23 protein-coding genes and 2 tRNA genes are annotated in these 24,677 nt (G+C 69.0%); 12 read left to right on the forward strand and 13 right to left on the reverse strand.

Annotated features, from left to right (window positions below):
- Positions 1–8: 8 nt before the first annotated feature.
- Both V6S02_RS07205 and ssb read right to left on the reverse strand, forming a co-directional pair.
- Positions 9–539 carry a DUF6993 domain-containing protein gene (locus V6S02_RS07205; protein WP_336400348.1) on the reverse strand — a complete coding sequence of 177 codons (531 nt, stop codon included), beginning with the start codon at positions 537–539 and terminating at the stop codon, positions 9–11.
- A gap of 45 nt (positions 540–584) precedes the next feature.
- On the reverse strand, positions 585–1,139 hold the full coding sequence (gene ssb / locus V6S02_RS07210) for a single-stranded DNA-binding protein (protein ID WP_336400349.1): 555 nt from the start codon (positions 1,137–1,139) through the stop codon (positions 585–587).
- Positions 1,140–1,341: 202 nt separating this feature from the next.
- Here ssb and V6S02_RS07215 point away from each other — a divergent pair, with 202 nt between their 5' ends.
- Positions 1,342–1,602, forward strand: coding sequence for a hypothetical protein (locus V6S02_RS07215; protein WP_336400350.1), 261 nt, complete (start codon positions 1,342–1,344; stop codon positions 1,600–1,602).
- Between the two features lie 5 nt (positions 1,603–1,607).
- Here the strand turns inward: V6S02_RS07215 and yczR are convergent, their stop codons facing one another.
- The gene (gene yczR, locus V6S02_RS07220; protein ID WP_336400351.1) at positions 1,608–3,032 is read right to left on the reverse strand and encodes a MocR-like transcription factor YczR; all 1,425 of its coding nucleotides are present in this window, start codon (positions 3,030–3,032) and stop codon (positions 1,608–1,610) included.
- A 61-nt stretch (positions 3,033–3,093) separates the two neighbouring features.
- On the opposite strand from yczR, the gene yczE reads away from it, so the two are divergent.
- A complete protein-coding gene (gene yczE, locus V6S02_RS07225) occupies positions 3,094–3,753 on the forward strand; it encodes a membrane protein YczE (RefSeq protein WP_336400352.1) in 660 nt (219 codons plus the stop codon).
- Between the two features lie 58 nt (positions 3,754–3,811).
- Here yczE and V6S02_RS07230 read toward each other — a convergent pair whose 3' ends face one another.
- Positions 3,812–4,024 (reverse strand): methyltransferase, encoded by a 213-nt coding sequence (locus V6S02_RS07230; RefSeq protein ID WP_124293380.1) that lies wholly within the window; start codon positions 4,022–4,024, stop codon positions 3,812–3,814.
- A 107-nt stretch (positions 4,025–4,131) separates the two neighbouring features.
- Here V6S02_RS07230 and V6S02_RS07235 point away from each other — a divergent pair.
- The 6 genes from V6S02_RS07235 (at position 4,132) to V6S02_RS07260 (ending at position 6,178) form a co-directional block, all read left to right on the forward strand.
- A tRNA-Arg gene (locus tag V6S02_RS07235) sits at positions 4,132–4,204 on the forward strand.
- 52 nt (positions 4,205–4,256) lie between these two features.
- Entirely contained in the window at positions 4,257–4,883 is a 627-nt protein-coding gene (orn, locus tag V6S02_RS07240; RefSeq protein ID WP_124293381.1) for an oligoribonuclease, read from the forward strand.
- Between the two features lie 37 nt (positions 4,884–4,920).
- Positions 4,921–4,996 (forward strand) — tRNA-His (locus tag V6S02_RS07245).
- Between the two features lie 35 nt (positions 4,997–5,031).
- Positions 5,032–5,382 carry a metallopeptidase family protein gene (locus V6S02_RS07250; protein WP_124293382.1) on the forward strand — a complete coding sequence of 117 codons (351 nt, stop codon included), beginning with the start codon at positions 5,032–5,034 and terminating at the stop codon, positions 5,380–5,382.
- On the forward strand, positions 5,382–5,678 hold the full coding sequence (clpS, locus tag V6S02_RS07255) for an ATP-dependent Clp protease adapter ClpS (RefSeq protein ID WP_336400353.1): 297 nt from the start codon (positions 5,382–5,384) through the stop codon (positions 5,676–5,678). The genes V6S02_RS07250 and clpS overlap by 1 nt, the downstream gene beginning before the upstream one ends.
- The gene (locus tag V6S02_RS07260) at positions 5,675–6,178 is read left to right on the forward strand and encodes a DUF2017 family protein (RefSeq protein ID WP_336400354.1); all 504 of its coding nucleotides are present in this window, start codon (positions 5,675–5,677) and stop codon (positions 6,176–6,178) included. Before clpS ends, V6S02_RS07260 begins: the two co-directional genes overlap by 4 nt.
- A gap of 4 nt (positions 6,179–6,182) precedes the next feature.
- Here V6S02_RS07260 and V6S02_RS07265 read toward each other — a convergent pair whose 3' ends face one another.
- From V6S02_RS07265 to gatC, 6 genes are read right to left on the reverse strand one after another with little or no spacing between them, the layout of a single operon-like run.
- Positions 6,183–6,776 carry a hypothetical protein gene (locus V6S02_RS07265; protein WP_124293384.1) on the reverse strand — a complete coding sequence of 198 codons (594 nt, stop codon included), beginning with the start codon at positions 6,774–6,776 and terminating at the stop codon, positions 6,183–6,185.
- A complete protein-coding gene (locus V6S02_RS07270; RefSeq protein ID WP_124293385.1) occupies positions 6,751–7,071 on the reverse strand; it encodes a hypothetical protein in 321 nt (106 codons plus the stop codon). Before V6S02_RS07270 ends, V6S02_RS07265 begins: the two co-directional genes overlap by 26 nt.
- Before the next feature lie 25 nt (positions 7,072–7,096).
- A complete protein-coding gene (dinB, locus tag V6S02_RS07275; protein ID WP_336400355.1) occupies positions 7,097–8,335 on the reverse strand; it encodes a DNA polymerase IV in 1,239 nt (412 codons plus the stop codon).
- 33 nt (positions 8,336–8,368) lie between these two features.
- Entirely contained in the window at positions 8,369–9,883 is a 1,515-nt protein-coding gene (gene gatB, locus V6S02_RS07280) for an Asp-tRNA(Asn)/Glu-tRNA(Gln) amidotransferase subunit GatB (protein WP_336400356.1), read from the reverse strand.
- The gene (gatA, locus tag V6S02_RS07285; protein ID WP_336400357.1) at positions 9,883–11,406 is read right to left on the reverse strand and encodes an Asp-tRNA(Asn)/Glu-tRNA(Gln) amidotransferase subunit GatA; all 1,524 of its coding nucleotides are present in this window, start codon (positions 11,404–11,406) and stop codon (positions 9,883–9,885) included. Before gatA ends, gatB begins: the two co-directional genes overlap by 1 nt.
- Positions 11,403–11,702, reverse strand: a complete 300-nt coding sequence (gatC, locus tag V6S02_RS07290; protein ID WP_124293389.1) for an Asp-tRNA(Asn)/Glu-tRNA(Gln) amidotransferase subunit GatC — start codon at positions 11,700–11,702, stop codon at positions 11,403–11,405. The genes gatA and gatC overlap by 4 nt, the downstream gene beginning before the upstream one ends.
- 86 nt (positions 11,703–11,788) lie before the next feature.
- On the opposite strand from gatC, the gene V6S02_RS07295 reads away from it, so the two are divergent.
- Positions 11,789–13,516, forward strand: a complete 1,728-nt coding sequence (locus V6S02_RS07295; RefSeq protein WP_336400358.1) for a long-chain-fatty-acid--CoA ligase — start codon at positions 11,789–11,791, stop codon at positions 13,514–13,516.
- Here the strand turns inward: V6S02_RS07295 and ligA are convergent, their stop codons facing one another.
- The 3 genes from ligA to V6S02_RS07310 all read right to left on the reverse strand — a co-directional run bounded on the left by ligA (position 13,517) and on the right by V6S02_RS07310 (position 18,183).
- Positions 13,517–15,763 (reverse strand): NAD-dependent DNA ligase LigA, encoded by a 2,247-nt coding sequence (ligA, locus tag V6S02_RS07300; protein ID WP_336400794.1) that lies wholly within the window; start codon positions 15,761–15,763, stop codon positions 13,517–13,519. It abuts the gene before it with no gap.
- Between the two features lie 104 nt (positions 15,764–15,867).
- Positions 15,868–16,974, reverse strand: a complete 1,107-nt coding sequence (gene mnmA / locus V6S02_RS07305) for a tRNA 2-thiouridine(34) synthase MnmA (RefSeq protein WP_336400359.1) — start codon at positions 16,972–16,974, stop codon at positions 15,868–15,870.
- 9 nt (positions 16,975–16,983) lie between these two features.
- The gene (locus V6S02_RS07310; RefSeq protein ID WP_336400360.1) at positions 16,984–18,183 is read right to left on the reverse strand and encodes a cysteine desulfurase family protein; all 1,200 of its coding nucleotides are present in this window, start codon (positions 18,181–18,183) and stop codon (positions 16,984–16,986) included.
- A gap of 72 nt (positions 18,184–18,255) precedes the next feature.
- Here V6S02_RS07310 and glgX point away from each other — a divergent pair, with 72 nt between their 5' ends.
- Genes glgX through glgB form a run of 3 tightly spaced genes read left to right on the forward strand, consistent with a single transcriptional unit; the run spans position 18,256 to position 24,671 of the window.
- Entirely contained in the window at positions 18,256–20,343 is a 2,088-nt protein-coding gene (gene glgX / locus V6S02_RS07315) for a glycogen debranching protein GlgX (RefSeq protein WP_336400361.1), read from the forward strand.
- A 57-nt stretch (positions 20,344–20,400) separates the two neighbouring features.
- The gene (locus V6S02_RS07320; protein WP_442927904.1) at positions 20,401–22,488 is read left to right on the forward strand and encodes a maltotransferase domain-containing protein; all 2,088 of its coding nucleotides are present in this window, start codon (positions 20,401–20,403) and stop codon (positions 22,486–22,488) included.
- The gene (gene glgB / locus V6S02_RS07325) at positions 22,485–24,671 is read left to right on the forward strand and encodes a 1,4-alpha-glucan branching protein GlgB (protein WP_336400362.1); all 2,187 of its coding nucleotides are present in this window, start codon (positions 22,485–22,487) and stop codon (positions 24,669–24,671) included. The genes V6S02_RS07320 and glgB overlap by 4 nt, the downstream gene beginning before the upstream one ends.
- Positions 24,672–24,677 lie beyond the last annotated feature (6 nt).

Genomic DNA, 24,677 nt, shown 5'->3' on the forward strand with positions numbered 1-24,677 from the left:
TCTGCCACTCACCAATCGATCGGGCGCGTCTCGCCCAGAAGGCACGCTCCGTCTGGAAGCGCCCCGAGCACGGTCGCGACCGGCTCGCCGGTGGCCTCACCCACTTGGCCGATCAGGCACTGCTCTCCCCATCGAACCGATACTTGAATGCTCTCGGCGGGGTTGCCCACGGTGGACGTGTCCGCGGTGACCTGCATCGCGCCCTTGTCGAATCCGCCGGCCGCCAACGCGTCGACGTACGCCCTGCCGGCGCCGCGTCCGTCGCTGTTCCACACCGATTGGATGATCTGGGAGAAGTACGGCAGATTGTCCTCCGCCGACCCATCGGGGAGCAGGCTCGGGCCGACCGGGGTGGGTGCGGCCGACGGCGTCGCTTCTGCGACGGGACCTGTCGGAGTCGCAGGGGGACCGGGAGTCGGCGTCGGGGTGCACGCCGTCAGCAGCAGCGCGACGGCCGCGCCGAGCACGACACCCTGGTGCCGCGGTGAAAGGCGCAGACGACGACGGCCGGCGTGGTGGTCCGGTTTCCGCAGAGGCACGCGCCGAGTCTACGTCGTGGCCTCACCGGCTCCTCGCGCCCGACCTCAGAAGGGTGTCTCCCCGGCCACCGACAGAATCGGGGCGCCGGAACCGGGGCCGTCGGTGTCGCCCTCGGAGGAGCCGTCGCGGGAACCCGGGGTACTCGTCGCCCACCCGTCGGTCGGCGTCTCAGAGGTCACCTCGGCGGGAACGCCGGGGGCGGCCCATCCATCCGCCGGGGCCGCGTCGGCCGCGGGTCGCGACGCGGTGGAACGCGTGAAACGCGACGTGCCGAACTTCAAGTCGTGCCCGATCGCGTCGGCCTCCAGCTCGACGGTCGTCCCCCTGCGCGTTCCGTTGTCCCATTCCCGCACCTTCAGCCGGCCGGTCACGATGACGCGGTCGCCGCGGCTGAGCGAGAGCACGGCGTGTTCGGCCAGCTGCCGGAACAACTGGACGGTGTAGTAACTGGTCTCGCCGTCGACCCACTGGCCCGTCGCTCTGTCCAGGCGCCGGTTCGAGGTCGCCACGCGGAACGAGGTCACGGCGACCCCGTCGAGGATCTTCTTGTGCTCGGGGATCGTCGCGATGTTGCCGGTGAGGGTGATGGTGTCTGTCATGATGCTCCTTCGTCGTGTGGATGTTCGGCTGTGCCGGTGCCCGGGTGCCCGGCGGACACCGGCACGACTTCATGGTGACGACGATGAAGACGGCCGCGGCGAGCCCCCCTTCGATCGGTGGAGAAACGCCGCTCAGACGGGGTTGTGCAGGAGAGGAGTGCGATGTCGGAGGCCGTAGTTATCTTCGATCCAGGAGGTAGTCATGACCACTCTCACCGACCGCGCGAGGTCCCTCGCAGAACCGACGTCGCATCTCGGCTTGCGGCTCGTCGATGCCGGCGGGCGGATGTGGCGGGTCGTCGACCGTGGCGGACGCATCGTCGGTCACATTCAGACCTTCCGCGATGCGGACGTGCCGCCGTTCCACGCCCTCCGCTACTCGACGCGGATCCGGCGCTTCTTCGAACTGGGGCGGTTCTGGACCTTGGACGACGCGGTGTCGTGCCTCCACTACTCCCGGTGACGGCCTCAGACCATCGCTTCTTCGCGCAGCAGCGTCGGAGGCGCGGCCCGGGAGACGGTCGACCACGATTCGACCAGGATGTCCGCCGCCCGGATCAGCGTTTCCGGAGCTGCGGTGAAAGGCACCCGGAGGTATCGGTCGTGTCCGCCGTCGACCGAGAACCGGGGTCCCGACGTGAGCAGCAGGCCACGATGGCGAGCGTCCATGACGAGCGCCGCACTGAGGGGTGCATCCATTTCGATCCACAGGGAGACCCCGCCCCGTGGTTGGGGAACGGTGAAGCGCGGCAACCGCTCGCGAAGTGCGGCGATGATCACGTCCCTCCCCTCCCGCAACATATGCCGGCGCTGAGCGACCACATCGCCGAAACGGTCCAGGACAGCCGCCGCGACGACCTGCTCCAGCTCGGGCGTTCCGAGATCCTGCGCACTGCGCAGCGCGACGAGACGGCGGATCAACCCCGGTGCCGCACGAATCCATCCGACGCGGAGCCCGCCCCAGACCGTCTTGCCGAGTGAACCGATGCGGATCACCAGACTCGGATCGATCCGGTCGAAGCCGCGGGCGAGAGGCCCTCGGTCGATGTCCAGATCGGCCGTGGTCTCGTCGAGGATCAGCGTGGTCCCCGCGCGCTCGGCCCCGCGTGCGAGGGCGTCGCGCTCTGCCGCACTCATCGACCGACCCGTCGGATTGTGGAAGTCGGGCATCAGATACGCCGCCACCGGGAGCGTCCGTTGTGAGACCTGCGCCGCTCGTTCGATGTCCCATCCCTCCCGGACGGTGACCGGAACCGCGGTCAGTCGCCCACCCGCCTGCCGCAGCGCCTCCGCCGCGTGCGGATAGGTGGGGGTCTCGACGAGCACGCGGTCGCCGCGCGTGATCAGAGCGCGGGCGAGGAGATGAATCGCACTCTGCGCACCGGTGGTGATGAGGATCTCATCCGGGGAGGTCGCAAGGCCCCGCGCGGCATACTGCTCGGCTACCCGCAGTCGGAGCTCGTGCCGTCCGACGATGTCGTAGCCGGTGCGGGCGACGATCGTGGGCGCGTCGACCACCGTTTCGGCGATGAGACCGGCCAGACCCGGCCACGCGGCCGGGCTCGCCTGCTGGAGATCGATGTCATCGCGGTGGACATCGGAGGTGATGCCGGGGTCCCTCCTGAGAAGAGGGAGGGTGATGCTGCCCGATCCGCGCACGCTGTGGATGTGACCGGTGTCGCGCAGGCTCCGGTAGGCGGCGGCGACCGTGCTGCGGCTCAGGCCCAGAACCCCGGCCAGTTCCCGCTCGGCGGGCAGAGATGTGCGCGGCGCCAGTCGGTTGTCCAAGCACAGGAGTCGGATGCCGTCGGCCAACGCCTCGTAGGTGGGTTCTCGTGTGCGCCATCCCCCGAGAGCGTGGGAAAGGGAGCGCGCCGAGATGCGGGAATCCATCCATCCACTTTAGTTCGATTGGCATGTTTGCTGCAGTCCAATGAGATGCTGAGATGACAGGGTGATCAATCGCGTGTTCCGACTCCTCACCGGCCTCGTCCTGTACGGCGCCGGATGCGCACTCACGATCGAGGCGGGTCTGGGTGTCGACCCGTGGACCGTGTTCGCCGAGGGACTCTCCCGCCAATCCGGGCTCGGGATCGGGTGGGTGACCAATCTCGTCGGACTCGGCGTTCTTCTCCTGTGGATCCCGCTGCGCCAACGGCCGGGAGTCGGGACCGTCGCCAACATCCTGCTCGTCGGCACGAGCATGCAGGTCGTGCTCGGTCTCATCCCGGCCGCGCCGAACCACATCGTGGCGCAGGCCGCCCTGCTCGTCGGCGGCATCCTCATCGTGGCGGTCGGGTGCGGCTTGTACATCGGCGCCCGCTTCGGGCCGGGCCCGCGCGACGGTCTCATGACCGGCATGCACGCACGATTCGGCTGGCCCGTCTGGGCGTGTCGGGGCGGCGTCGAACTCAGCGTGCTGCTGATCGGCTGGCTGCTCGGGGGGACGGTGGGCGTCGGCACCGTGGTGTTCGCCGTGGCGATCGGACCGCTGGTCCACATCACGCTGCCGATGTTCGACACCGCCCGCAGAAGCGGTTCCGCGGAGTCCTCCACCGGCGGCGCTGGTCGCGACACGACGCTGACCGCTGTCGACGCCACACGCGACGCGTGAACAGGAGTCGACGCGCGCGAGGTCAGTCCGCGGTCGTCGGGACTCGGTTCGTCGGGACTCAGTGCTCCTCGAAGGTCGGCCAGGCGCTCCCCGGCCGCATCCGGGCGTGCAGGGCGTTCTTGGCGACGTCCATGGTCGGGTAGGTGCCGGCCGTCTCTTCGGCGCCCGCCATCGTCACGGTGTAGCCATCGCCGGACTTGCGGATGCTTCCCACCACCCCGCCCGTCCCGTAGGCCACCCAGAGGGTCGAGTGCGTGTCGGTTGTGCTCATCGTCGAACTCCTTCCGATGCTCCGACGCTACGCCTCCGCCCGGCCCGCCGCCAGAGGTCGGGAGCGATTCCGGCCCTCCCTTGTTGGCCGCTACCCTTGTCTGGCGACCCCCAGTAGCTCAGTGGATAGAGCAGCGGCCTTCTAATCCGCCGGTCGCACGTTCGAATCGTGCCTGGGGGACCGACTGTCCGCGAATCGGAGCGGGGTGTGCGCCCGTCATTAGGATGGGCCCATGGTGGGTGCTTCGGAGAATGACCGGCTCGTGTGGATCGACTGCGAGATGACCGGCCTCGACCTCGCGGTCGACGAGCTCGTCGAGATCGCGATCGTGGTCACGGACTTCGAGCTGCGACCGTTGGATCCGGGATTCCAGGTCGTCATCAAGCCGGACGCCTCCGCGATGGAGAACATGAGCGATTTCGTGCGCACCATGCACGAGACCTCGGGCCTTCTGCAGGAGATCCCCGGCGGTGTCACGGTTGCCGACGCGGAGTTCCAGGCGTTGGAGTACATTCAGCGCTTCGCCCCGCAGGAGGGCAAAGCCCCGTTGGCCGGCAACACCATCGGAACGGACAGGATGTTCCTGGCGAAGTACATGCCGCGTGTCGATCGATGGCTGCACTATCGCAACGTCGACGTCTCCAGCATCAAGGAGCTCTCGCGTCGCTGGTATCCCCGTGCCTACATCCACGCACCGGCGAAGAACGGCGGCCATCGCGCGCTCGCTGACATCCGCGAGTCGATCACCGAGTTGGCCTACTACCGGCAGGCGGTCTTCGTGCCCGAACCTGGACCGACCAGCGACGGAGCCCGTGCGGCGGCCGCATCCGTGGTGTCGGCGTTCTCCCCCGGTGTATGAGAGAATCGTTGGGTTGTCCCGCCGATGCGGGACCGCGGTGGCTGTAGCTCAGTCGGTAGAGCACCTGGTTGTGGTCCAGGGGGCCGCGGGTTCAAGTCCCGTCAGCCACCCCAATCTCGCAGGCCTTCTGGGCCCGTATCGTGGAGTCATGCTCGAGATGGATGCGGATGCTTTCGAGCGTCTCGTGATCGAAGAGCTCGATCTCCTCCCCGACGACATGGTCGACGGTCTCGACAACGTCGTCTTCGTGGTCGAGGACCGGCCTGAGGATCCCGCACAGGAGTTGCTCGGCCTGTACGAGGGTTGGGCGTTGACCGAGCGTGATCGGTACGGCATGGGAGAACTGCCCGACCGCATCGTGCTGTACCGCGAACCCCACCTCGCCGCATGCGCTGACGAGCAGGCTCTGCGACATGAGGTGCACACCACCCTCGTCCATGAGATCGCCCATTTCTACGGCATCGACGACGACAAGCTGCACGAGCTCGGGTGGGCGTGATGGCGTCGACGACGCAGACTCAGGAGCGCCTCGACCAGCTGATCGAGGAGAGGACGACTGGTCCGTGGCAGACGGTGGTCTGGAATGATCCTGTCAACCTGATGAGCTACGTCACCCATGTCTTTCGCGAGTACTTCGGATTTCCCGCGGCCACGGCCGAGCGGCTCATGCTCGCCGTCCACCACGTGGGTCATGCCGTCGTGGCCGAGGGGGCGCGGGAGCAGATGGAATTGCACACCCAGGCGATGCACGACTACGGCCTGTGGGCGACCGTGAGAAGGGCTCCCGCCGCGTGAACACCGTCCCTCTCGTTCTGCAGATCATGCGCCTGGAGGCGACCCATCTCGGTGATCTGGTCGACCAGTTCGCCGAGCTCGTCAGCGACCCCTCGGAGGGCGACCCCGCCGTGCTCCGGCTCGTCCCCGATGCGTACACCGACGATCCCGAGGCGGCTCGAGAGTTCCGCGACGTCACCGAACGAGACCTCCTTCACCGTCGGCACAGGGATGCACAGCTCGTGAAAATCAGTCTGTCTCCGGCGGCGACACTCGCATCCGTCACCACGGCGGGGGCCGAGGGCTGGGAAGAGGTCGATCTCGTTCTGGACCCCGACACCGTGCAGGCATGGATGCGAACCCTCGCTGCCGTGAGACTCGTCATCGCGTCCCGGCTCGGCATCACCGACGAAGATCAGCACGATGACGGCGATCCGCGGTTCGGCGTGTACGACTGGTTGGGCTATCGCCTGGAAGGCCTGATCCGGGCCATCGAGAACGCGGAGACCGCCGAGCGCTGAAAGCTCAGGGGATCGCGAAGACGTGGGTGGCCAGCTGAGCCGGCCCGTCCTCAACCAGGTGCCGCTCCTCTTGTCGGGCCCACCTGTCCCAATGGGGCCGGTACGTGTCACCGTCGCGCGAGAGGGCGCGGTCTCTGCGAGCTCGCGCGGGGGATTCGAGCCAGATGCGGATGTCGGCGAGCGGCGCGGTGCCCGCAGTCAACAGCCCCGATCCCTCGACGATGAGCGGCAGCGACGGGTCGACGGCATGGGCCTCGGCGTACTCCCCCCGCTCCCAGTCCCAGCGTTGCCAGACACCGATGAGACCTCGCGCGTGCGGCCGGAGTATCGCCTCCTGCGCCGTCCGCACCCCCTCCGCCAGCCCGTCCCAGCCGGGATAGAGCGCGTCGAGCGCAACGGATTGGACCCGCCCGCGAAGAGGCCACGCGGCGATGAGCTCTCGCGCGAGGGAGGTCTTCCCCGCGCCGCTGCGGCCGTCGATCAGGATCACCGGGTTCGCTGCGGCGACGGAGAGGACGGCGTCGCGCGTGTGCTCGACCGCTGCCGTCAGTGCCCGCCCGACCGGGTCGGACTCACTTCTTGAGCGCGCGGATGACACGGCTGAGCGCGCGACCGGCCACCCAGACGAAGGGGATCCCGACCGCCAGGAGCGAAACGACGTTCGGCTCGAATCGCAGGTCGTCACCGCGACGGATGTAGGCACCGAGCGGAATCGCGTAGCCGCCGCCACCACCTCCGCCGTTTCCGGCTTCGTCGGATCCACCCCCGAAGGCGGTCCAGGTGAGGGCGACCGGGACCAGGCGGACACCGTCGACGTCCTGCTGCTCGCCGTAGACGGATGTGACGCCGAAGTCCGCGGACTGCTTGCCGAGGTCGAGTGCGATGTTGGGCATGCCCCCACGCTACTCGGCGCCACCTTCATTGCCCAGTCTTGCGCCGATCCTTGACGTGACCGTCAAGAAGCGTCGCACGGGTGATGCTTCCACGTCCGAACTTCGCGGCAGCGCCGTCGAGGACCCCCTCGACCCGCCGCCAGTCGTCGTCATCGTCCCACAGCGTCGGCACTGCGGTCGCGGAGGGTCGGAGCTTCTCGGCCCGGACGCCGAGCAGCCGAATCGGGCCGCGTCGATCGAGAGCGTCGAACAGGTCGATGGCAGCCGCCCCGATGCGCTGCCCGACCGCCGTCGTCTCCGGCAGGGCCTGCGCACGCGTCACGGTGCTGAAGTCGGCGAAGCGCACCTTGATCGACACCGTCCCGGCTTCCCAGCCGGATTCCCTCAGACGCGCGCCGACGCGATCGGCAAGGCGGCGCAGCTCGACCCGCAGGACACCAGGGTCGTCGATGTCGTCGGCGAAGGTCTCTTCATGTCCGACGCTCTTCTCGACCCGTGTCGTCTCGACCTCACGTGGGTCGACACCCTGGGCCAGCTGGCGGACGCGAGCACCGAGCGCAGCACCGAGCACGCGATCGATCATCGCCGGAGGAGAGTCGATGATGTCGGCGACCGTGCGGATGCCGCGCGCCGCCAGCGCGTCGGTCGCCTTGGGGCCGACGCCCCACAGCTCACTCACCCTGCGACCGGCGAGAAAACGGGTCGTCGCTGCTTCGGGAACGATGAGGAGACCGTCCGGTTTGCTCAGCGTGGACGCCATCTTCGCCACATGCTTGGTGGCTGCGGCGCCCACGGAGCAGGGAAGTCCGACCTCGTCGCGCACCCGCGCACGCAGGAGGCGGGCGACATCGCCCGGACTCCCCCACAGTCGCCGCACCCCGCGCACATCCAAGAAGGCTTCGTCGATGGACAGGGGCTCGACCAGAGGCGTGATCTCGTGGAAGAGCGCCATGACCGCGGCCGAAAGCTCGAGGTAACGCGGGAACCGCGGGGGGATCACCAACGCGGCAGGGCAGAGTCGGAGCGCCTGCGAGACCGGCATCGCCGAGCGCACGCCGAAGCGCCGCGCCTCGTAGGAAGCGCTGGAAACGACGGAGCGGCTCTCAGGGGCCCCGATGATCAGCGGCTTGCCACGCAGGGTCGGGTCATCCAGCACCTCGACGGAGGCGTAGAACGCATCCATGTCGACGTGGAGGATGCCGGCCCCCGTGTCATCTGCACCCTCCGGTGAGACGAGCCGGCCGCTGCCGTCACCGCGACCCATGCGTCCATTGTCGGCGAAGCCGCCGACATCCGGTCACTGAGACGCGCGCTCGAGGATCAGCTCACGCACGCGCGCGGCATCCGCCTGTCCTCGCATCGCCTTCATGACCGCACCGATCACCGCTCCGGCGGCCTGGACCTTGCCGTCGCGGATCTTGGCCAGCACGTCCGGCTGCGCAGCCAGCGCCTCGTCGATCGCGGCGATCAACGCGGTGTCGTCCGAGACGACCGCGAGGCCCCGCGAGGTCACGACGTGCGCCGGGTCTCCCTCTCCGGCGATCACACCCTCGAGCACCTGGCGCGCCAGCTTGTCGGTGAGCGTCCCCTCGTCGACCAGCCGCTGGAGCTCGGCGACCTGCGCGGGGGTGACGAGCGCTCCCGGCTCTCGGCCATCGGCATTGGCGATACGGCTGATCTCGCTCATCCACCACTTGCGGGCGGCGGCAGGCGTCGCGCCGGCTGCGACGGTGGCCTCGACTTCGCTCAAGAGGCCGGCATTGACCACTCCCCGGAACTCGATGTCCGCGAAACCCCAGTCCGACCTCAGACGCCGGCGGCGCACGACGGGCTGCTCCGGCAGGGCCGCGCGCAGCTCCTCGATGAGCGACTCCGCGGGGGCGACGGGAAGCAGGTCCGGCTCGGGGAAGTACCGGTAGTCGTCCGCGTCGGACTTCGGCCGACCCGGCGAGGTCGTGCCGGTGTCCTCGTGCCAGTGGCGTGTCTCCTGTGTGATCGTCCCGCCTGCGGCGAGGATCGCCGCCTGACGCTGGATCTCGTAGCGGACGGCCCGCTCGACCGACCGCATCGAGTTGACGTTCTTCGTCTCGGTGCGCGTTCCGAGCTTCTCCTGACCACGGGGACGCAGCGAGACATTGGCGTCGCAGCGGAGGTTCCCCCGCTCCATCCGCGCGTCCGAGATGCCCAACGCGAGCACGATGTCGCGGATGGTCTGGACATAGGCCTTGGCGATGTCGGGCGCTCGGTGCTCCGCTCCGAAGATCGGCTTCGTGACGATCTCCACCAGGGGCACGCCGGCACGGTTGTAGTCGACGAGGGAGTACTCCGCCCCCTGGATGCGGCCGGTCGATCCGCCGACGTGCGTGAGCTTGCCGGCATCCTCCTCCATGTGGGCGCGCTCGATCGGAACGGTCACGACCGTCCCGTCCTCCAGCTCGACCTCGACAGAACCCTCGAACGCGATCGGCTCGTCATACTGAGAGATCTGATAGTTCTTGCCGAGGTCGGGGTAGAAGTAGTTCTTCCGCGCGAATCTGCTCGATGGTGCGATCTGGCATCCGAGGGCGAGCCCGAGACTGATCGAGGCGCGTACGGCCTCCTCGTTGACGACGGGCAGAGCGCCGGGAAGCCCCATGTCGACCGGGGCGACCAGCGTGTTCGGCGCCGCATCGTGGTTGGTGCTGTTCGCGGGGTTGGGTGCGCCTGAGAACATCTTCGTGCGGGTGTTCAGTTCGACGTGCACCTCGAACCCGAGCACAGGCTCGAAACGCTCCAGGGCTTCGTCGAAGTCCATCAGCTTGTCGCGACCCATCAGGCGACCCCTCCCCGCAGCGGCATGCGGTCCAGCAGGGGACCACCCCATTCATCGACCAGTAGCGCCTCGACCGCAGCCCCGACCCGATACAGCCTCGCGTCCTCACGGGCGGGAGCCAGGAACTGGATCCCCACCGGCAGCCCGTCCTCGGGTGCAAGACCCGCAGGGATCGAGATCCCGGGGACACCCGCAAGGTTCGCCGGAATGGTGGTGACGTCGTTGAGGTACATCTGCAGCGGATCGTCGAGCTTCTCGCCGAGCCGGAACGCCGTCGTGGGAGCCGAGGGAGTGGCCAGCACGTCGACCTGCGCGAAGGCGGCGTCGAAGTCCGACTGGATGAGGGTGCGGACCTTCTGCGCGCTGCCGTAGTACGCGTCGTAATAGCCCGCGGACAGCGCATACGTGCCGAGGATGACGCGTCGCTTCACCTCGTCGCCGAACCCGGCCTCGCGCGTGGCCGCCATGACCTCTTCGACGGTCGCCCCGACATGGGGGATCACACGCATGCCGAACCGGACCGAGTCGAACTTGGCCAGGTTGCTCGATGCCTCCGCAGGAAGGATGAGGTAGTAGGCCGCGACCCCGTACTCGAAGTGCGGGGCACTGACCTCGACGATCTCGGCACCCTGCGCCGCCATGGCGTCGAGGGTCTCTCGGAAGCGCGAAGAGACGCCCGGCTGGAATCCGCTGTCGGGAAGCTCGGAGATGACGCCGACCCGGAGTCCGCGCAGGACCTCCCCCGATGCGCCGTCGCGTGCCGCGGCGGCGAAAGACGGCCAGGTCTGCTCGAGCGACGTGGCATCGTGCGGGTCGTGGCCGCCGATGACGTCGTGAAGCAGTCCGGCGTCGAGAACCGTCCGCGTTACCGGGCCGACCTGGTCGAGGCTCGATGCGAGCGCGATGGCGCCGTACCGCGATACCCCGCCGTAGGTGGGCTTCATGCCCACGGTCCCCGTGACGTGCGCGGGCTGGCGAATGGAGCCGCCGGTATCGGATCCGAGCGCCAGAGGCGCCTCGAACGCGGCGACCGCGGCGGCCGAGCCACCACCGGAACCACCGGGAATCCGGTCGAGATCCCAAGGGTTGCGCGTGGGTCCGTACGCGGAGTGCTCCGTGGAGGAGCCCATCGCGAACTCGTCCATGTTCGTCTTGCCGAGCGGCACCATCCCGGCGGCACGGGCACGGGCGACCACGGTGGCGTCGTAGGGCGACATGTACCCCTCGAGGATCCGTGACCCGCTGGTCGAGGGCATGTCGGTTGTGACCAGGACGTCCTTGATCGCCAGGGGCACACCCGCCAGCGGACCGAGCTCCTCGCCTGCGGCTCGTCGTCGATCGATGTCCTCGGCCACCTCGAGGGCACGGTCGTTGACGTGGAGGAAGGCGTGGACATCCCCGTCGACCTCGCGGATGCGGTCGAGGTGCGCACCGGTCGCCTCGACACTGGACATCTCGCCGCTCCTCAACCGCGACGCGAGGTCGGCGGCGGTGAGACGGATGATCTCGCCGGCCGCGCTCACTGCTCCTCCCCCAGGATGGCGGTGACCCGGAAGCGATTGTCGGCGGCTTCGGGGGCGTTCTGCAGCACCTGCTCGACGGTCAGGACATCGGCGGGGACATCCTCACGGAACACGTTCTGCAGGGGAATGGGGTGGCTGGTGGCCACCACATCGGCGGTCGCGACCTCGGACACCTTCGCGATGTTGTCGACGATGACGTCGAGCTGGCCGGTGAGGCGCGCCACTTCCCCTTCGCTCAGCTGGATGCGGGCGAGCACGCCGAGATGGCGAACGAGGTCGGGTGTGATTTCAGACACGCGAACAGTTTAGGTGCTCGCTCCGTCGGCCTCCGGTCCGTGCCGGGCGACGGGAGGTGCCTGCGCAGCGTCGTAGAGTGTCGGGCGTGACGACGTACGACCCGCCCCGTCCGTGGATCGCCAGCTACGCCGAGGGGGTTCCCTCGGACCTCCCCGAGGTAACGGGGTCGCTCGTCGACATCATCGACACCGCGGCGCGTGAGAATCCCGATGCGCCGGCGCTGGAGTTCTTCGGACGAGAGACGACCTACCGCCAGCTTCACGCGCAGATCATCGCCGCCGCCGAAGGATTGCGACGGCGCGGGGTGAAAGCGGGCGATGCGGTGGCGATCGTGCTGCCGAACTGTCCGCAGCACATCGTCGCCTTCTACGCCGTCCTCCGGCTCGGTGCGGTGGTCGTGGAACACAACCCGCTCTACACCGCGCGGGAGCTGCGCACCCAGTTCCAGGATCACGGAGCCCGTCACGCGATCGTCTGGAGCAAGGTCGTCGACACCGTTCGCGCGTTCCCCGACGATCTCGGGATTCAGACCCTGGTGTCGGTCGAGATCCGTCGCGCCATGCCGTGGCGCACCCGCGTCGCCCTGCGACTTCCGGTCGCGCGAGCCCGTGAGGCGCGGATGGCACTGGACTCCCCGCTCGCTCGGCGCGCGGCGTCGGTGCAACGGTGGGAGGACCTGACCGCCGACGGCCCGCTCGCCCCCGAGCACGCAGGTCCCGACACCGACGATCTCGCGATCCTGCAGTACACCAGCGGCACGACCGGCTCGCCCAAGGGCGTGCGACTGACCCACCGCAACCTTCTCGCCAACGCCGCGCAGGCCCGCTCCTGGGTGCCGGAGATCAGGCGCGGAGAGGGATGCGTCGTGTACGCCGTCCTCCCGATGTTCCACGCGTACGGTCTCACGCTGTGCCTCACCTTCGCCATGTCGATGGCCGCCCGGCTCGTTCTGTTCCCCCGCTTCGATCCCGACCTCGTGCTGGCGGTGACGAAGAAGCGGCCCGCGACCTTCCTCCCCCTCGTTCCCCCCATCGCCGAACGGCTGCTCGCATCCGCCGAGGCCGCCGGGGTTTCTCTGGAGGGGACGCAGGTCGCCATCTCGGGCGCGATGGCCCTCCCCCACGAACTGGTCGTGCCCTTCGAGCGGGCCAGCGGTGGCTACCTCGTCGAAGGCTACGGACTCAGCGAGTGTTCTCCGGTCCTCATGGCCAACCCCGTGGCGACCCACCGCAAGCCCGGGAGCGTCGGCCTTCCTCTGCCGGGCACCGAGTGCCGGGTGGTGGATCCCGATGACCCTCGCACCGATGTGCCGCAGGGCGCGCCCGGGGAGCTCGTCGTGCGGGGACCGCAGGTGTTCGACGGCTACCACGGGCGTCCGGAGGAGACCGAGCAGGTGTTCGTCGACGGCTGGTTCCGCACCGGTGACATCGTCACGATCGACGACGAGGGCTTCGTCAGGATCGTCGACCGGATCAAAGAGCTCATCATCACGGGTGGTTTCAACGTGGCGCCCACTGAAGTCGAGAACGCCCTGCGCCAGCATCCCCGGGTGAGCGACGCAGCAGTGGTCGGTCTCCCCTCGACTCACTCGGGCGAGGATGTCGTCGCCGCGGTCGTCGTGTCGGGCACCGATCCGCTGGATCCGGAGGAGGTCAGAGGCTTCGCGCGCGGGATCCTCACGGCATACAAAGTGCCGCGCCGGGTGCTCGTCGTCGAGGAGCTGCCGCGTTCGCTGATCGGCAAGGTGCAGCGACGTCAGGTGCGGGCGCGGCTTCTCGAGACGATGAATGCGGGCCGGGCAGACGCCGACTGATCACGACGAGGAGTCGTCCACGTCCGCGAGGGCGGAGGGTCCTTCGGTCACGAGCAGGTGGAACTGCGCGGCGTCGATGACCCGAAGGCCGAGCTCTTCCGCCTTCGCCAGCTTCGACCCGGCCCCTGGGCCGGCCGCAACGAAGTCGGTCTTCTTCGACACCGACGACGCCGCCTTCCCCCCGGCGCGCAGGATCGCCTCTTGGGCGCCCTCCCGGGTGTAGCCCTCGAGGGTTCCGGTGGCGACGACGGTGACACCGTCGAGGACGCCGCCGGCGATGGCTGCGGCCCCCGGACCAGGATGACCCGGGGTCGCCAGCTGCGCACCGGCCGCCTCCCACCGCTCGACGATCTCGCGATGCCAGTCGACGGCGAACCATTCCGTCACCGCATCGGCGATGATCCCGCCGACGCCGTCGACGGCGGCGAGGTCGTCGCGCGACGCGTCCCGGATCGCGCGTATCGAACCGAACCACTGCGCCAGGGCGCGCGCCGCGACGGGACCGACGTGGCGGATGCTGAGGGCGACGAGAAACCGCCACAGCTCCTTGGTCTTGGCGCGTTCCAGATTGGCCAGGAGCTCCTGGGCTGCTCGCGAGACGATGTGGACGGCGTCGCCGTCGAACTCGCCGTCGGGGTCGAAGGGCGGGTCGGACTTCTTGCGCTGACGGCGGAAGGGTGAGCGGGTGTCCGCCGTGCCGTCCTCCAGGAGACGCGGCAGCCCCGTCTCGGCATCGCGCACCACGACGTCGATCGGGAAGAGATCGGCGGCGGTGAGATCGAACAGACCGGCCTCGGTGACCAGCGGGGGGATCTCGGGGCGGACGGGCTGCGTCAGCGCGGCCGCCGACACCTCCCCCAGCCCCTCGATATCGAGGGCTCCCCGTGACCCGATGTGCTCGACACGTCCCCTCACCTGCGCGGGGCAGGATCGTGCGTTCGGGCAGCGCAGATCGATGTCGCCCTCCTTGGCGGGGGCGAGCGGCGAACCGCATTCGGGGCACCGGTGCGGCATGACGAACTCCCGCTCGCTGCCGTCGCGCAGCTCCACGACCGGGCCGAGCACCTCGGGGATGACGTCCCCCGCCTTGCGGAGCACGACGGTGTCACCGATCAGCACGCCCTTCGCCTTCACGACGTCCTGGTTGTGCAGCGTCGCCTGGCGAACGACCGAGCCGGCGACCTGTGCCGGCGCCATCACGGCGAAGGGCGTCGCACGACCGGTGCGGCCGACCGACACCACGATGTCGAGCAGCGTGGTGTTCACCTGTTCGGGAGGGTACTTGTATGCGATGGCCCAGCGCGGTGCGCGGCTGGTGGCACCCAGCTCGTCGTGGAGCGCGAGGTCGTCGACCTTGACCACGACCCCGTCGATCTCGTGTTCCACGTCGTGGCGGTGTTCGCCGTAGTGCCGGATGAACTCGGCGGCCTCCCCGGCATCGTCGGCCACCCGGAAGTACCGGCTCACGGGGAGCCCCCAGCCCTCCAGCAGGCGGTAGACCTCGCTCTGCGCGGCCACCGGCGGGTCGGCCCACGCACCGATGCCGTGAACCGTCATCCGCAGTCGGCTCAGTCGCTCCGTCATGGCCCGCAGCTGTCGTTCGGACTTCCCCTCGGCCTTCTGGCGCAGCGATCCCGATGCCGCATTGCGGGGGTTGGCGAAGAGGCGATCGCCCTGCGCCTGCTGGAACGCGTTGAGCGCGGTGAAGTCGGCGACGGTGAAGAACACCTCGCCGCGCACCTCGACGAGGTCTGGATGCCCGCTGCCGGCGAGCACGGCCGGAATCGTGCCGATGCGGCGCACGTTCTCGGTGACATCCTCGCCGACACGTCCGTCGCCCCGGGTCGCTGCGGTGGTGAGTCGGCCCCGTTCGTACCGGAGCGACAGCGCGAGACCATCGATCTTCAGCTCGCAGAGGTAGCGGACACCGCGTGCGGCGTCGCGCTCGACGCGCGTCGTCCAGGCGAGGAACTCCTCTTCGCTGAACACATTGTCCAGACTCAGCATGCGTTCGGCGTGGGTGACAGGCGCGAAGAGGGTCGCCGACGCTGCACCGACGCTCTGCGTGGGGGAATCCTGACCCTGGAGCTCGGGGTGGAGCCGCTCGATCTGCTCCAACTCGTGCATCCATGCGTCGTACGTGGCATCGTCGACGATCTGGGCTTCCTCGCCGTAGTAGGCGTCGCGCGCGCGGAGGATGCGATCGGTCAGCTCGTCGGCCCGCGCCCGTGCCGCCGCCGGCGTCATCGACACCTGATCCTCAGCGACACGGAGGGGGTCTGCCGAGCTTCTCACCGCGTCTGTCACGCCGTCAGTCTAGGCAGTGCCTCCGACACCGCAGCGGAGCCCGTTCAGGAGACGACCGTCTCGACGGGAGCCGCCGACACCGTACGCGCGATGGTGAACTGCCCGATGACCCGGGTGCCCTCGTAGAGGACGGCGGTCTGTCCGGGGGCGACGCCATCGAACGGCTGGTCCGGGGTGATCTCGATCTCACTGCCGTCGAACCGTCCCTCCGCCGGCACAGGCTCGGCGTGGGCGCGGATCTGGACGTGGCACGAGAACAGTCCGACCGCCGGCGGCTGGGTGGTCCAGCTGAACCGATCGCCGGCGATGCGCGCGGTGGCCAGCGCCTCTTTCGGACCGATCACGACGGTGTTGGAGACGGGCCGGACCTCGAGGACGAAGCGGGGCTTGCCGTCTGCAGCCGGGACACCGAGCGCCAGTCCACGGCGCTGCCCGACCGTGTAGGCGTGGGCGCCGTCGTGCCGGCCGACGACGTCGCCGGCGCGGTCGACGATGTCGCCGGGGGTCGCACCGACGCGCTCGGCGAGCCAGCCGCGGGTGTCGCCGTCGGGGATGAAGCAGATGTCGTAGCTGTCGGGCTTGTTCGCCACGGTCAAACCGCGGCGCTCCGCCTCGGCCCGCACCACGGCCTTGGACGGGGTGTCTCCCAGGGGGAAGAGCGAATGCGCGAGCTGGTCGGGAGTGAGGACTCCGAGCACGTAGGACTGATCCTTGGCGGCATCCGAGGCCCGGTGCAGCTCGCGCCCGGCGGCGGTGTCCACGATGCGCGCGTAGTGCCCCGTGCACACCGCGTCGAACCCGAGCTCGACGGCCCGCTCGAGCAGTGCGGCGAACTTGATGCGCTCGTTGCACCGCATGCACGGGTTCGGGGTGCGACCGGCCCGGTACTCGGTCACGAAGTCCTCGATCACGTCGTCCCGGAAGCGTTCGGAGAAGTCCCACACGTAGAACGGGAACCCGAGCAGATCCGCGGCGCGACGCGCATCCATCGCATCCTCGATGGTGCAGCATCCCCGGCTGCCGGTGCGCAGAGTGCCCCCCGCCCGCGAAAGCGCCAGGTGCACGCCGACGACGTCGTGACCCGCATCGACCATGCGGGCCGCCGCGACGGCCGAATCCACGCCGCCGCTCATCGCCGCCAGTACTCGCATCCGTCCAGTCTACGAAGGGGTCGCTGGACGGAGTCCGGATGCCGCACGCGCGCGTCGGACGGCCTCCGGCAGATGCCGGAGCACCGCGTCGACGTCCGACGGCGTACTCGTCCGCCCCAGCGAGAATCGCAGCACCTGTCGCGCCTCGGCCGGGGTCCGGCCCAGCGCGAGGACGACGTGGGACGGCTCGGCGACCCCCGCCTGGCAGGCCGACCCGGTCGACACCGCGATCCCCGCCTGATCCAGGAGGAACAGCAGCGTCTCCCCCGCGGCCCCCGGGAACAGCACGTGGACATTGCCCGCGAGACGCGGCGTCGATCCGTGCGCGGGCGGGCCGAGGACCTCGGCGCCGGTCACCGTCTCCCGGATGCCGCGGATCAGACGGTCCGACAGTCCGCCCAGACGCTCCTGCTCCCGCTCGCGCTCGGCCTCGGCGGCATCCAGCGCGGCCGCGAACGCGACGCTGCCGGCGACGTCCTGGGTACCGGCCCGGAGTCCGCGCTGCTGCCCGCCGCCGTGGAGGAGAGGCTCGATGCGCGCGTGGCGCGAGACCACCAGGGCGCCCACGCCGACCGGGCCCCCCACCTTGTGCGCGGCGACGCTGAGGGCCACCAGGCCGGCGGATCCGGTCGCCGACCCGCGCCAGTCGCGGAAGGAGACCGGCACGCGCCCGAGGGCGGCGATGGCGTCCACGTGGAACGGGATGCCCGCCGCGGAGGCAGCGGCGGCGAGAGCGGGGATGTCGTTGACCGTGCCGATCTCGTTGTTGGCCGCAAGCGCCGTCGCCACAGCCGCCCCTCTCGCGGCGGCGGCGAACTCCGCCACCCCGATGCGCCCGATCTCATCGAGCGGCACGGACCGCGCCTGTGCTCCCGCGAAGCGCGACAGCCATTCGACGACGTCCAGGGTCGCGTGGTGCTCGCCGTCGGGAAGCACGATGGCCTCCGCCCCGGCCGACCGGGCCCACCACAACCCCTTCAGAGCGAGATTGACCGCCTCGGTCCCTCCCGACGTGAACACGATCTCGATGGGATCGGCGCCGAGCAGAACCGCCAGGCGCTCCCGGGCGTCCTCGAGGAGGCGACGCGCGGACTGACCGGCGCCGTGGATCGACGAGGGATTGCCGACGACCTCGTGGGCGCGGATCCACGCCTCGCGGGCTTCGGGGCGCAGGGGGCTCGTCGCCGCGTGATCGAGGTACGCCGTCATCGCCGAGCACCTTCCTCCCCGTCAGGACGAGCCGTCATCTCCGGGATACACGCGCTCACTATCGTAGTTCGCATGGTCAGCACCGACCCCCTCGCCCCCACCTCCCCCTCCGCCTCACTGCTGAGCCCGCACCTCGACGACCTGGGCGTCAGGCAGGGCCCCGCCGGAGGCACCCTTCGGGTCTGGTCCGCCCACGCCGAAGCCATCGAGCTCGTCCTCTTCGACCGCGATGACATCGACTGGATCGTCGCAACCGCTTCGCTCGTCCCGGAAGGCGGTGGTGTCTGGGCGGTGACCACCCCGCTGCTGCACCCGGGCGCCCGGTACGCGCTCCGCGTAGACGGCCCCTCCGGCCCCGGCAGCGTCTTCAACAGCGCGGCGCTTCTCACCGATCCCTATGCGCGCGGAGTCGTCGGAAGCGGCCTGGAGGACTGGCGCTGCGTCGTCATCGACGGCGGGTTCGACTGGGGCGGTGTGCCCAAGCCCGGCGTCCCGCTGGATCGCACCGTCATCTACGAGGGACATGTCAAGGGCCTCACGAAGCGTCACCCGGGGATCCCCGCCGCCCTCCACGGCACATATGCGGGACTCGCCCACCCCGCGATGATCGAGCACCTGCTGAGCCTGGGGGTGACCAGTGTCGAGCTCCTCCCGATCCATGCCTTCGCCTCCGAGCCGCGCCTGCTGCAGCACGGACTTTCGAACTACTGGGGCTACAACACCGTCAACTTCTTCAGCCCGCATGCCGCCTACGCCACTCTGGAGGCCCAGCGGCAGGGCCCCGAAGCGGTGCTCCGCGAAGTGAAGGGAATGGTGCGCCTGTTGCACGAGGCCGGCATCGAGGTGCTTCTCGACGTCGTCTACAACCACACCGCCGAAGAAGGAATCGGCGGCCCCCGCTCGAGTCTGCGCGGCATCGACAACCGGTCGTACTACCGGCAGCAGGACGACGGCACCTACATCGACGTCACCGGGTGTGGAAACAGCGTCAACACGGCGACCGACGCCGCGGCGCGGCTGGTTCTCGATTCCCTCCGGTATTGGGCACGGGAGGTGCAGATCGACGGCTTCCGCTTCGATCTGGCGGTGACCCTCGGACGTGATGCCGGGCACGCCTTCACCCCGGATCATCCGCTCCTCCAGGCCATCGTCGACGATCCGGCGCTGGCGGATGTGAAGAAGATCGTCGAGCCCTGGGACGTCGGTATGGGCGGCTGGCAGACGGGGAACTTCGCACCCGGCTGGCACGAGTGGAACGATCGCTACCGCGACCGGGTCCGCAACTTCTGGCTGAGCGACATCGACTACGCCCGACGGGCCTCGACGTCGCCGGTCGGCATCGGCGGTTTCGCCACGCGCCTGGCCGGATCGTCCAACACCTTCAGCGAGGAACGCGGACCCCTCGCGAGCGTCAACTTCGTCACCGCGCACGACGGCTTCACCCTCCGCGACCTGGTGTCGTACGACGTCAAGCACAACCTCGGCAACGGAGAGCAGAATCGCGACGGTGCCGACACGAATCGCTCGTTCAACCACGGAGCGGAGGGGCGCACCGACGACCAGGCGATCCTCGCCACCCGCCGCCGCGCGATGCGCAACCTCCTCGGCACCCTGCTGCTGTCGGCAGGGATCCCGATGCTGACGGCGGGCGACGAGTTCGGTCGCACCCAGCGGGGCAACAACAACGCCTACTGCCACGATTCGCCGCTGACCTGGTTGTCGTGGGAGCACGCGCCCTGGCAGCAGGATCTTCTCGCCCATGTGCAAGCCCTCACCCGGCTGCGTCGAGAGAACCCCGCCCTGCGTCCCATCCGATTCGCCCGTCTGGGCGAGCGGATCCCCTCGGCCTCGGTGATGCAGTGGTACGACGAGAATGGTCAGACCATGTCGCCCGACCGGTGGACCGACCCCGGCCACCGGACGCTCCAGTACGTCGCCGCCTCGACCCCCGAGAACGAACCGTTCAACCGGGTCCTCCTCGTCATCCACGGTGTCGAGCGCCCGACGACCGTCACCCTTCCCGAACTCGAGGAGGCCGACCGCTTCGTCTCGCTGTGGTCCAGCGCCGATGAGAATCCGTCCGCGCACGAGGGTGTCTTCGCACCCGGCGACGACCTGGATGTCCCCCCGACGAGCATGCGGCTGTTCCGCGTGGAGTGATCTGCGGCCTGTGCGCAAGCCCTGCGATCGTCCGATGGTGCGCGGTAGGTTCGAGTGGTGGCCACGACGACTCGTTCCCCCCGCCCCCATCCCTGGCGCTCGGCATCGGCGATCCCGGTGCGCGCCGTCCGCCCCACCACCGCACCCGCGCCCACGGTGACCCCGCGCATCCCCCTGATCCTCCCCTCTCCCAGCGTGCCCGGCGGCCGCTATCGGCCGTCCGCATACGTCGGCGATGCCGTCCCCTTCACCGTGACGGCATTCCGCGAAGGACACGATGCGATCGGCGTGCAGGTGCGGCTCTTCTCCCCCTCAGGTGATGAGTCCCTCCACCGGCTCACCCCTCTCAACGACGGCTTCGACCGTTGGACGACCACCGTGGCGCCCCTCGAGACCGGGGTGTGGCGCTTCCGGTTCGAGGCCTTCAGCGACGATTTCGCCACGTGGCAGCACGCTGCCGACATCAAGCTCGCCGCCGGACTCGACCCCTTCGTGATGCGCGAATCCGGGGCCCGCCTCTTCGACACCGCGATCGCCGAGAAGGGCCGGAGCGCGGCCGAACGCACGCTGCTGGCCGCCTCCGCCGCGCGGTTGCGCGATGCCGACGTCTCCGATGCCCAGGCGTTGGACATCGTCCGCGACGAGAAGATCGCGGCGCTGTTCGCCGCGCGTCCGACCTCGGCGATCGTCAGCGCGGGCGAAGAAGCCGAACTGCTCGTCGAGCGCGAGCGAGCCGGCGTCGGATCCTGGTACGAGTTCTTCCCGCGCTCCGAGGGTGCCACGCGCAATGATGACGGCTCGGTCACCAGCGGAACGCTGCGAACCGCGATCGACAGGCTTCCCGGCGTCGCAGGGATGGGCTTCGACGTCATCTACCTCCCGCCCATCCATCCGATCGGAACCACCAACCGCAAGGGCAGGAACAACAGCCTCACCTCCGAGCCCGGCGACCCCGGCTCGCCCTACGCCATCGGGTCCCACGAGGGCGGACACGACGCCATCCACCCCGACCTCGGTACGGAGGCGGACTTCGTCGCCTTCGTCGACGCCGCCCGCGGCCACGGCCTCGAGGTCGCTCTCGACCTCGCGCTGAACGCTTCTCCGGATCATCCGTGGGTCACCGAGCACCCGGAGTGGTTCACCACCCTCCCCGACGGCTCGATCGCCTTCGCCGAGAATCCGCCGAAGAAGTACCAGGACATCTATCCGCCGAACTTCGACAACGATCCGGCCGGGATCTACGCAGAGATCCTGCGGGTGGTCCAGCACTGGGTGGGCCTCGGGGTCAAGATCTTCCGAGTCGACAATCCGCACACCAAGCCGGTGCAGTTCTGGGAGTGGCTGATCGCGACCGTCAACAAGGCGGACCCGGACGTCATCTTCCTCTCCGAGGCCTTCACCCGTCCGGCGATGATGCGGGGCTTGGCGATGGCCGGGTTCCAGCAGAGCTACACCTACTTCACCTGGCGCAACAGCAAGGCGGAGCTGGAGGAGTTCTTCACCTCGATCTCGCATGAGACGTCGGACTTCATGCGGCCGAACCTCTTCGTCAACACCCATGACATCCTCACCGAGTACCTGCAGTACGGCGGGCGACCGGGATACCGGATCCGCGCCGCGCTCGCCGCCACGGCGTCGCCGACGTGGGGTGTCTACGCCGGGTATGAACTGTTCGAGAACGTCGCCCGTCCGGGCTCGGAGGAGAACATCGACAACGAGAAGTACGAGTACAAGTTCCGCGACTGGGACGGCGCCGAGGCCCGCGGCGAGTCCCTCGCGCCGTGGCTGCGGCGCCTCAACGAGATCCGGCGCGCGCACCCGGCGCTCCGACAGCTGCGCAACCTCGACGTGCACTGGAGCGATGACGAAGCCATCCTGGTCTACTCCAAGCACCTGGATGCCGCGCTGTCGCCCACCGGCGAATCCGACACCATCCTCGTGGTGGTCAACGTCGACCCGCACTCCACCCGTCAGACCATGGTCCACCTCGACACCCGCGTGTGGGGTGTGACGCCCGGCGAGCCCTTCGAGGTCGAGGACCTCGTGACCGGGGCGCGCTGGACATGGTCGGATCACAATTTCGTGCGCCTCGACGCCTTCACCGAACCCGTGCACATCCTCCACATCGCAAAGGACCGCGCATGACCGCCACGCCTCCTCCCCTCGACGCCGGCCTCCTCGACGCCGTCTCCCATGGCGCGCATCACGATCCGCACGCGGTGCTCGGAATCCACGCGCTGGGCGCCGAGGGAAGGGGGTGGGTCGTCCGCACCCGTCGGCCGCTGGCCGACAGCGTCGTCGCCGTGTTCGACGACGGCACGCGTGTGCCGCTGAACCATCGGCATGCCGGCATCTGGGAGGGCGTTCTCACCGCGCGACCGACCGGATACGTCATCACCGCCACCTACCCGGACGGATCGGAGTACACCGCCGACGACCCCTACCGGCACGGTCCGACGATCGGCGAACTCGACCTTCATCTCGTCGGAGAGGGCCGGCACGAGGAACTGTGGAACGCTCTGGGCGCGCATCTTCGCACCCATGACGGCGTCGCCGGGGCATCGTTCGCCGTGTGGGCGCCGAACGCCCAGGCCGTCCGGGTGGTGGGCGACTTCAACAGCTGGGACGGCACCGGCCACTCGATGCGGTCGATGGGCGGCAGCGGCGTCTGGGAGCTGTTCGTCCCGGGCCTCGACGCGGGCGTCCGCTACAAGTTCGAGATCCTCTCGCGTCACGGCGCGTGGGTGATGAAGGCCGATCCGATGGCGCGCCGTGCGGAGGTCGCTCCCGGCACGGCGTCGATCGTCGAGGACTCATCCTTCTCGTGGGGCGATGGCGCGTGGATGAAGGAGCGCGCCGCATCCCGGCCCGCGGAAAGCGCGATGTCGATCTACGAGCTCCACTTCGGCTCGTGGCGTCCCGGGCTGTCCTACCGGGACGCCGCGGATCCGCTGATCGAGTACCTCACCGACCAGGGGTTCACCCACGTCGAGTTCATGCCGCTCGCGGAGCACCCCTTCGGCGGCTCCTGGGGCTATCAGGTCACCGGGTACTTCGCTCCCACGGGTCGCTTCGGGACACCGGACGATCTGCGGTATCTGATCGACCGCCTGCACCAGGCGAACATCGGCGTCATCATGGACTGGGTCCCCGGCCACTTCCCCAAGGACGACTGGGCCTTGGCGCGCTTTGACGGCGAGCCCCTGTACGAGCACGCCGATCCCCGCCGCGGCGAGCACAAGGACTGGGGCACCTACATCTTCGACTACGGCCGACGTGAGGTCCGTAACTTCCTCGTCGCCAACGCGCTCTACTGGCTGCAGGAGTTTCACGTCGACGGCCTCCGGGTCGACGCCGTCGCCTCGATGCTGTACCTCGACTACTCGCGCAATGAAGGCGAGTGGCTCCCCAACATCTACGGCGGTCGCGAGAACCTCGATGCGATCGCGTTCCTGCAGGAGGTCAACGCCACGGCCTACCGGCGCTACCCCGGTATCTCGATGATCGCCGAGGAGTCCACCAGTTTCCCGGGCGTGACCGCACCCACCAGCCACGCCGGTCTCGGCTTCGGCTTCAAGTGGAACATGGGCTGGATGAACGACTCGTTGCAGTACATCGCCCGCGATCCGATGTACCGCAGCCACCACGAAGGCGAGATGTCCTTCTCGTTCGTGTACGCGTTCAGCGAGAACTACATCCTGCCGATCAGCCACGACGAGGTCGTCCACGGCAAGGGCAGCCTCTTCCAACGCATGCCGGGCGATCACTGGCAGAAGCTGGCGAACATGCGTGCCTATCTGGCGTACATGTGGGGCCACCCCGGCAAGCAGCTGCTGTTCATGGGCCAGGAGTTCGGACAGCTGTCGGAGTGGTCGGAGTCCCGCGGCCTGGACTGGTGGCTGCTGGAGCAGCCCCCGCACCGGCAGCTGCAGGACTTCGTCGCCCAGCTGAACCGCCAGTACCGTGCCCACTCCGCCCTGTGGTCGCGGGATGCCGACGGTTCGGCGTTCCATCGCCTGGGGGCGCCGTCATGGGACCCGAACGTCATCGCGTTCTCGCGTCGCGATCACCACGGCAACACCGTCGCCGTGATCGCCAACTTCTCGGGCGTGCCCGTTCAGCCGTTCACGCTCGACCTCCCCGCTGCGGGCGTGTGGGAGGAGATCCTCAACTCCGACGCTGGTGAGTACGGCGGCTCGGGCGTGGGGAACATGGGCGTCGTGCACGCCGACGACAACGGCCGCGCGACCATGGTCCTCCCCCCACTCGGCGTGCTCTGGCTGCGCCACCGCACTCCCGCGCACATCCCCTCGCCGACCCGGGGCTGACACGCC

Source organism: Microbacterium sp. CCNWLW134, from assembly GCF_037083565.1.
Classification (GTDB): Bacteria; Actinomycetota; Actinomycetes; order Actinomycetales; family Microbacteriaceae; genus Microbacterium.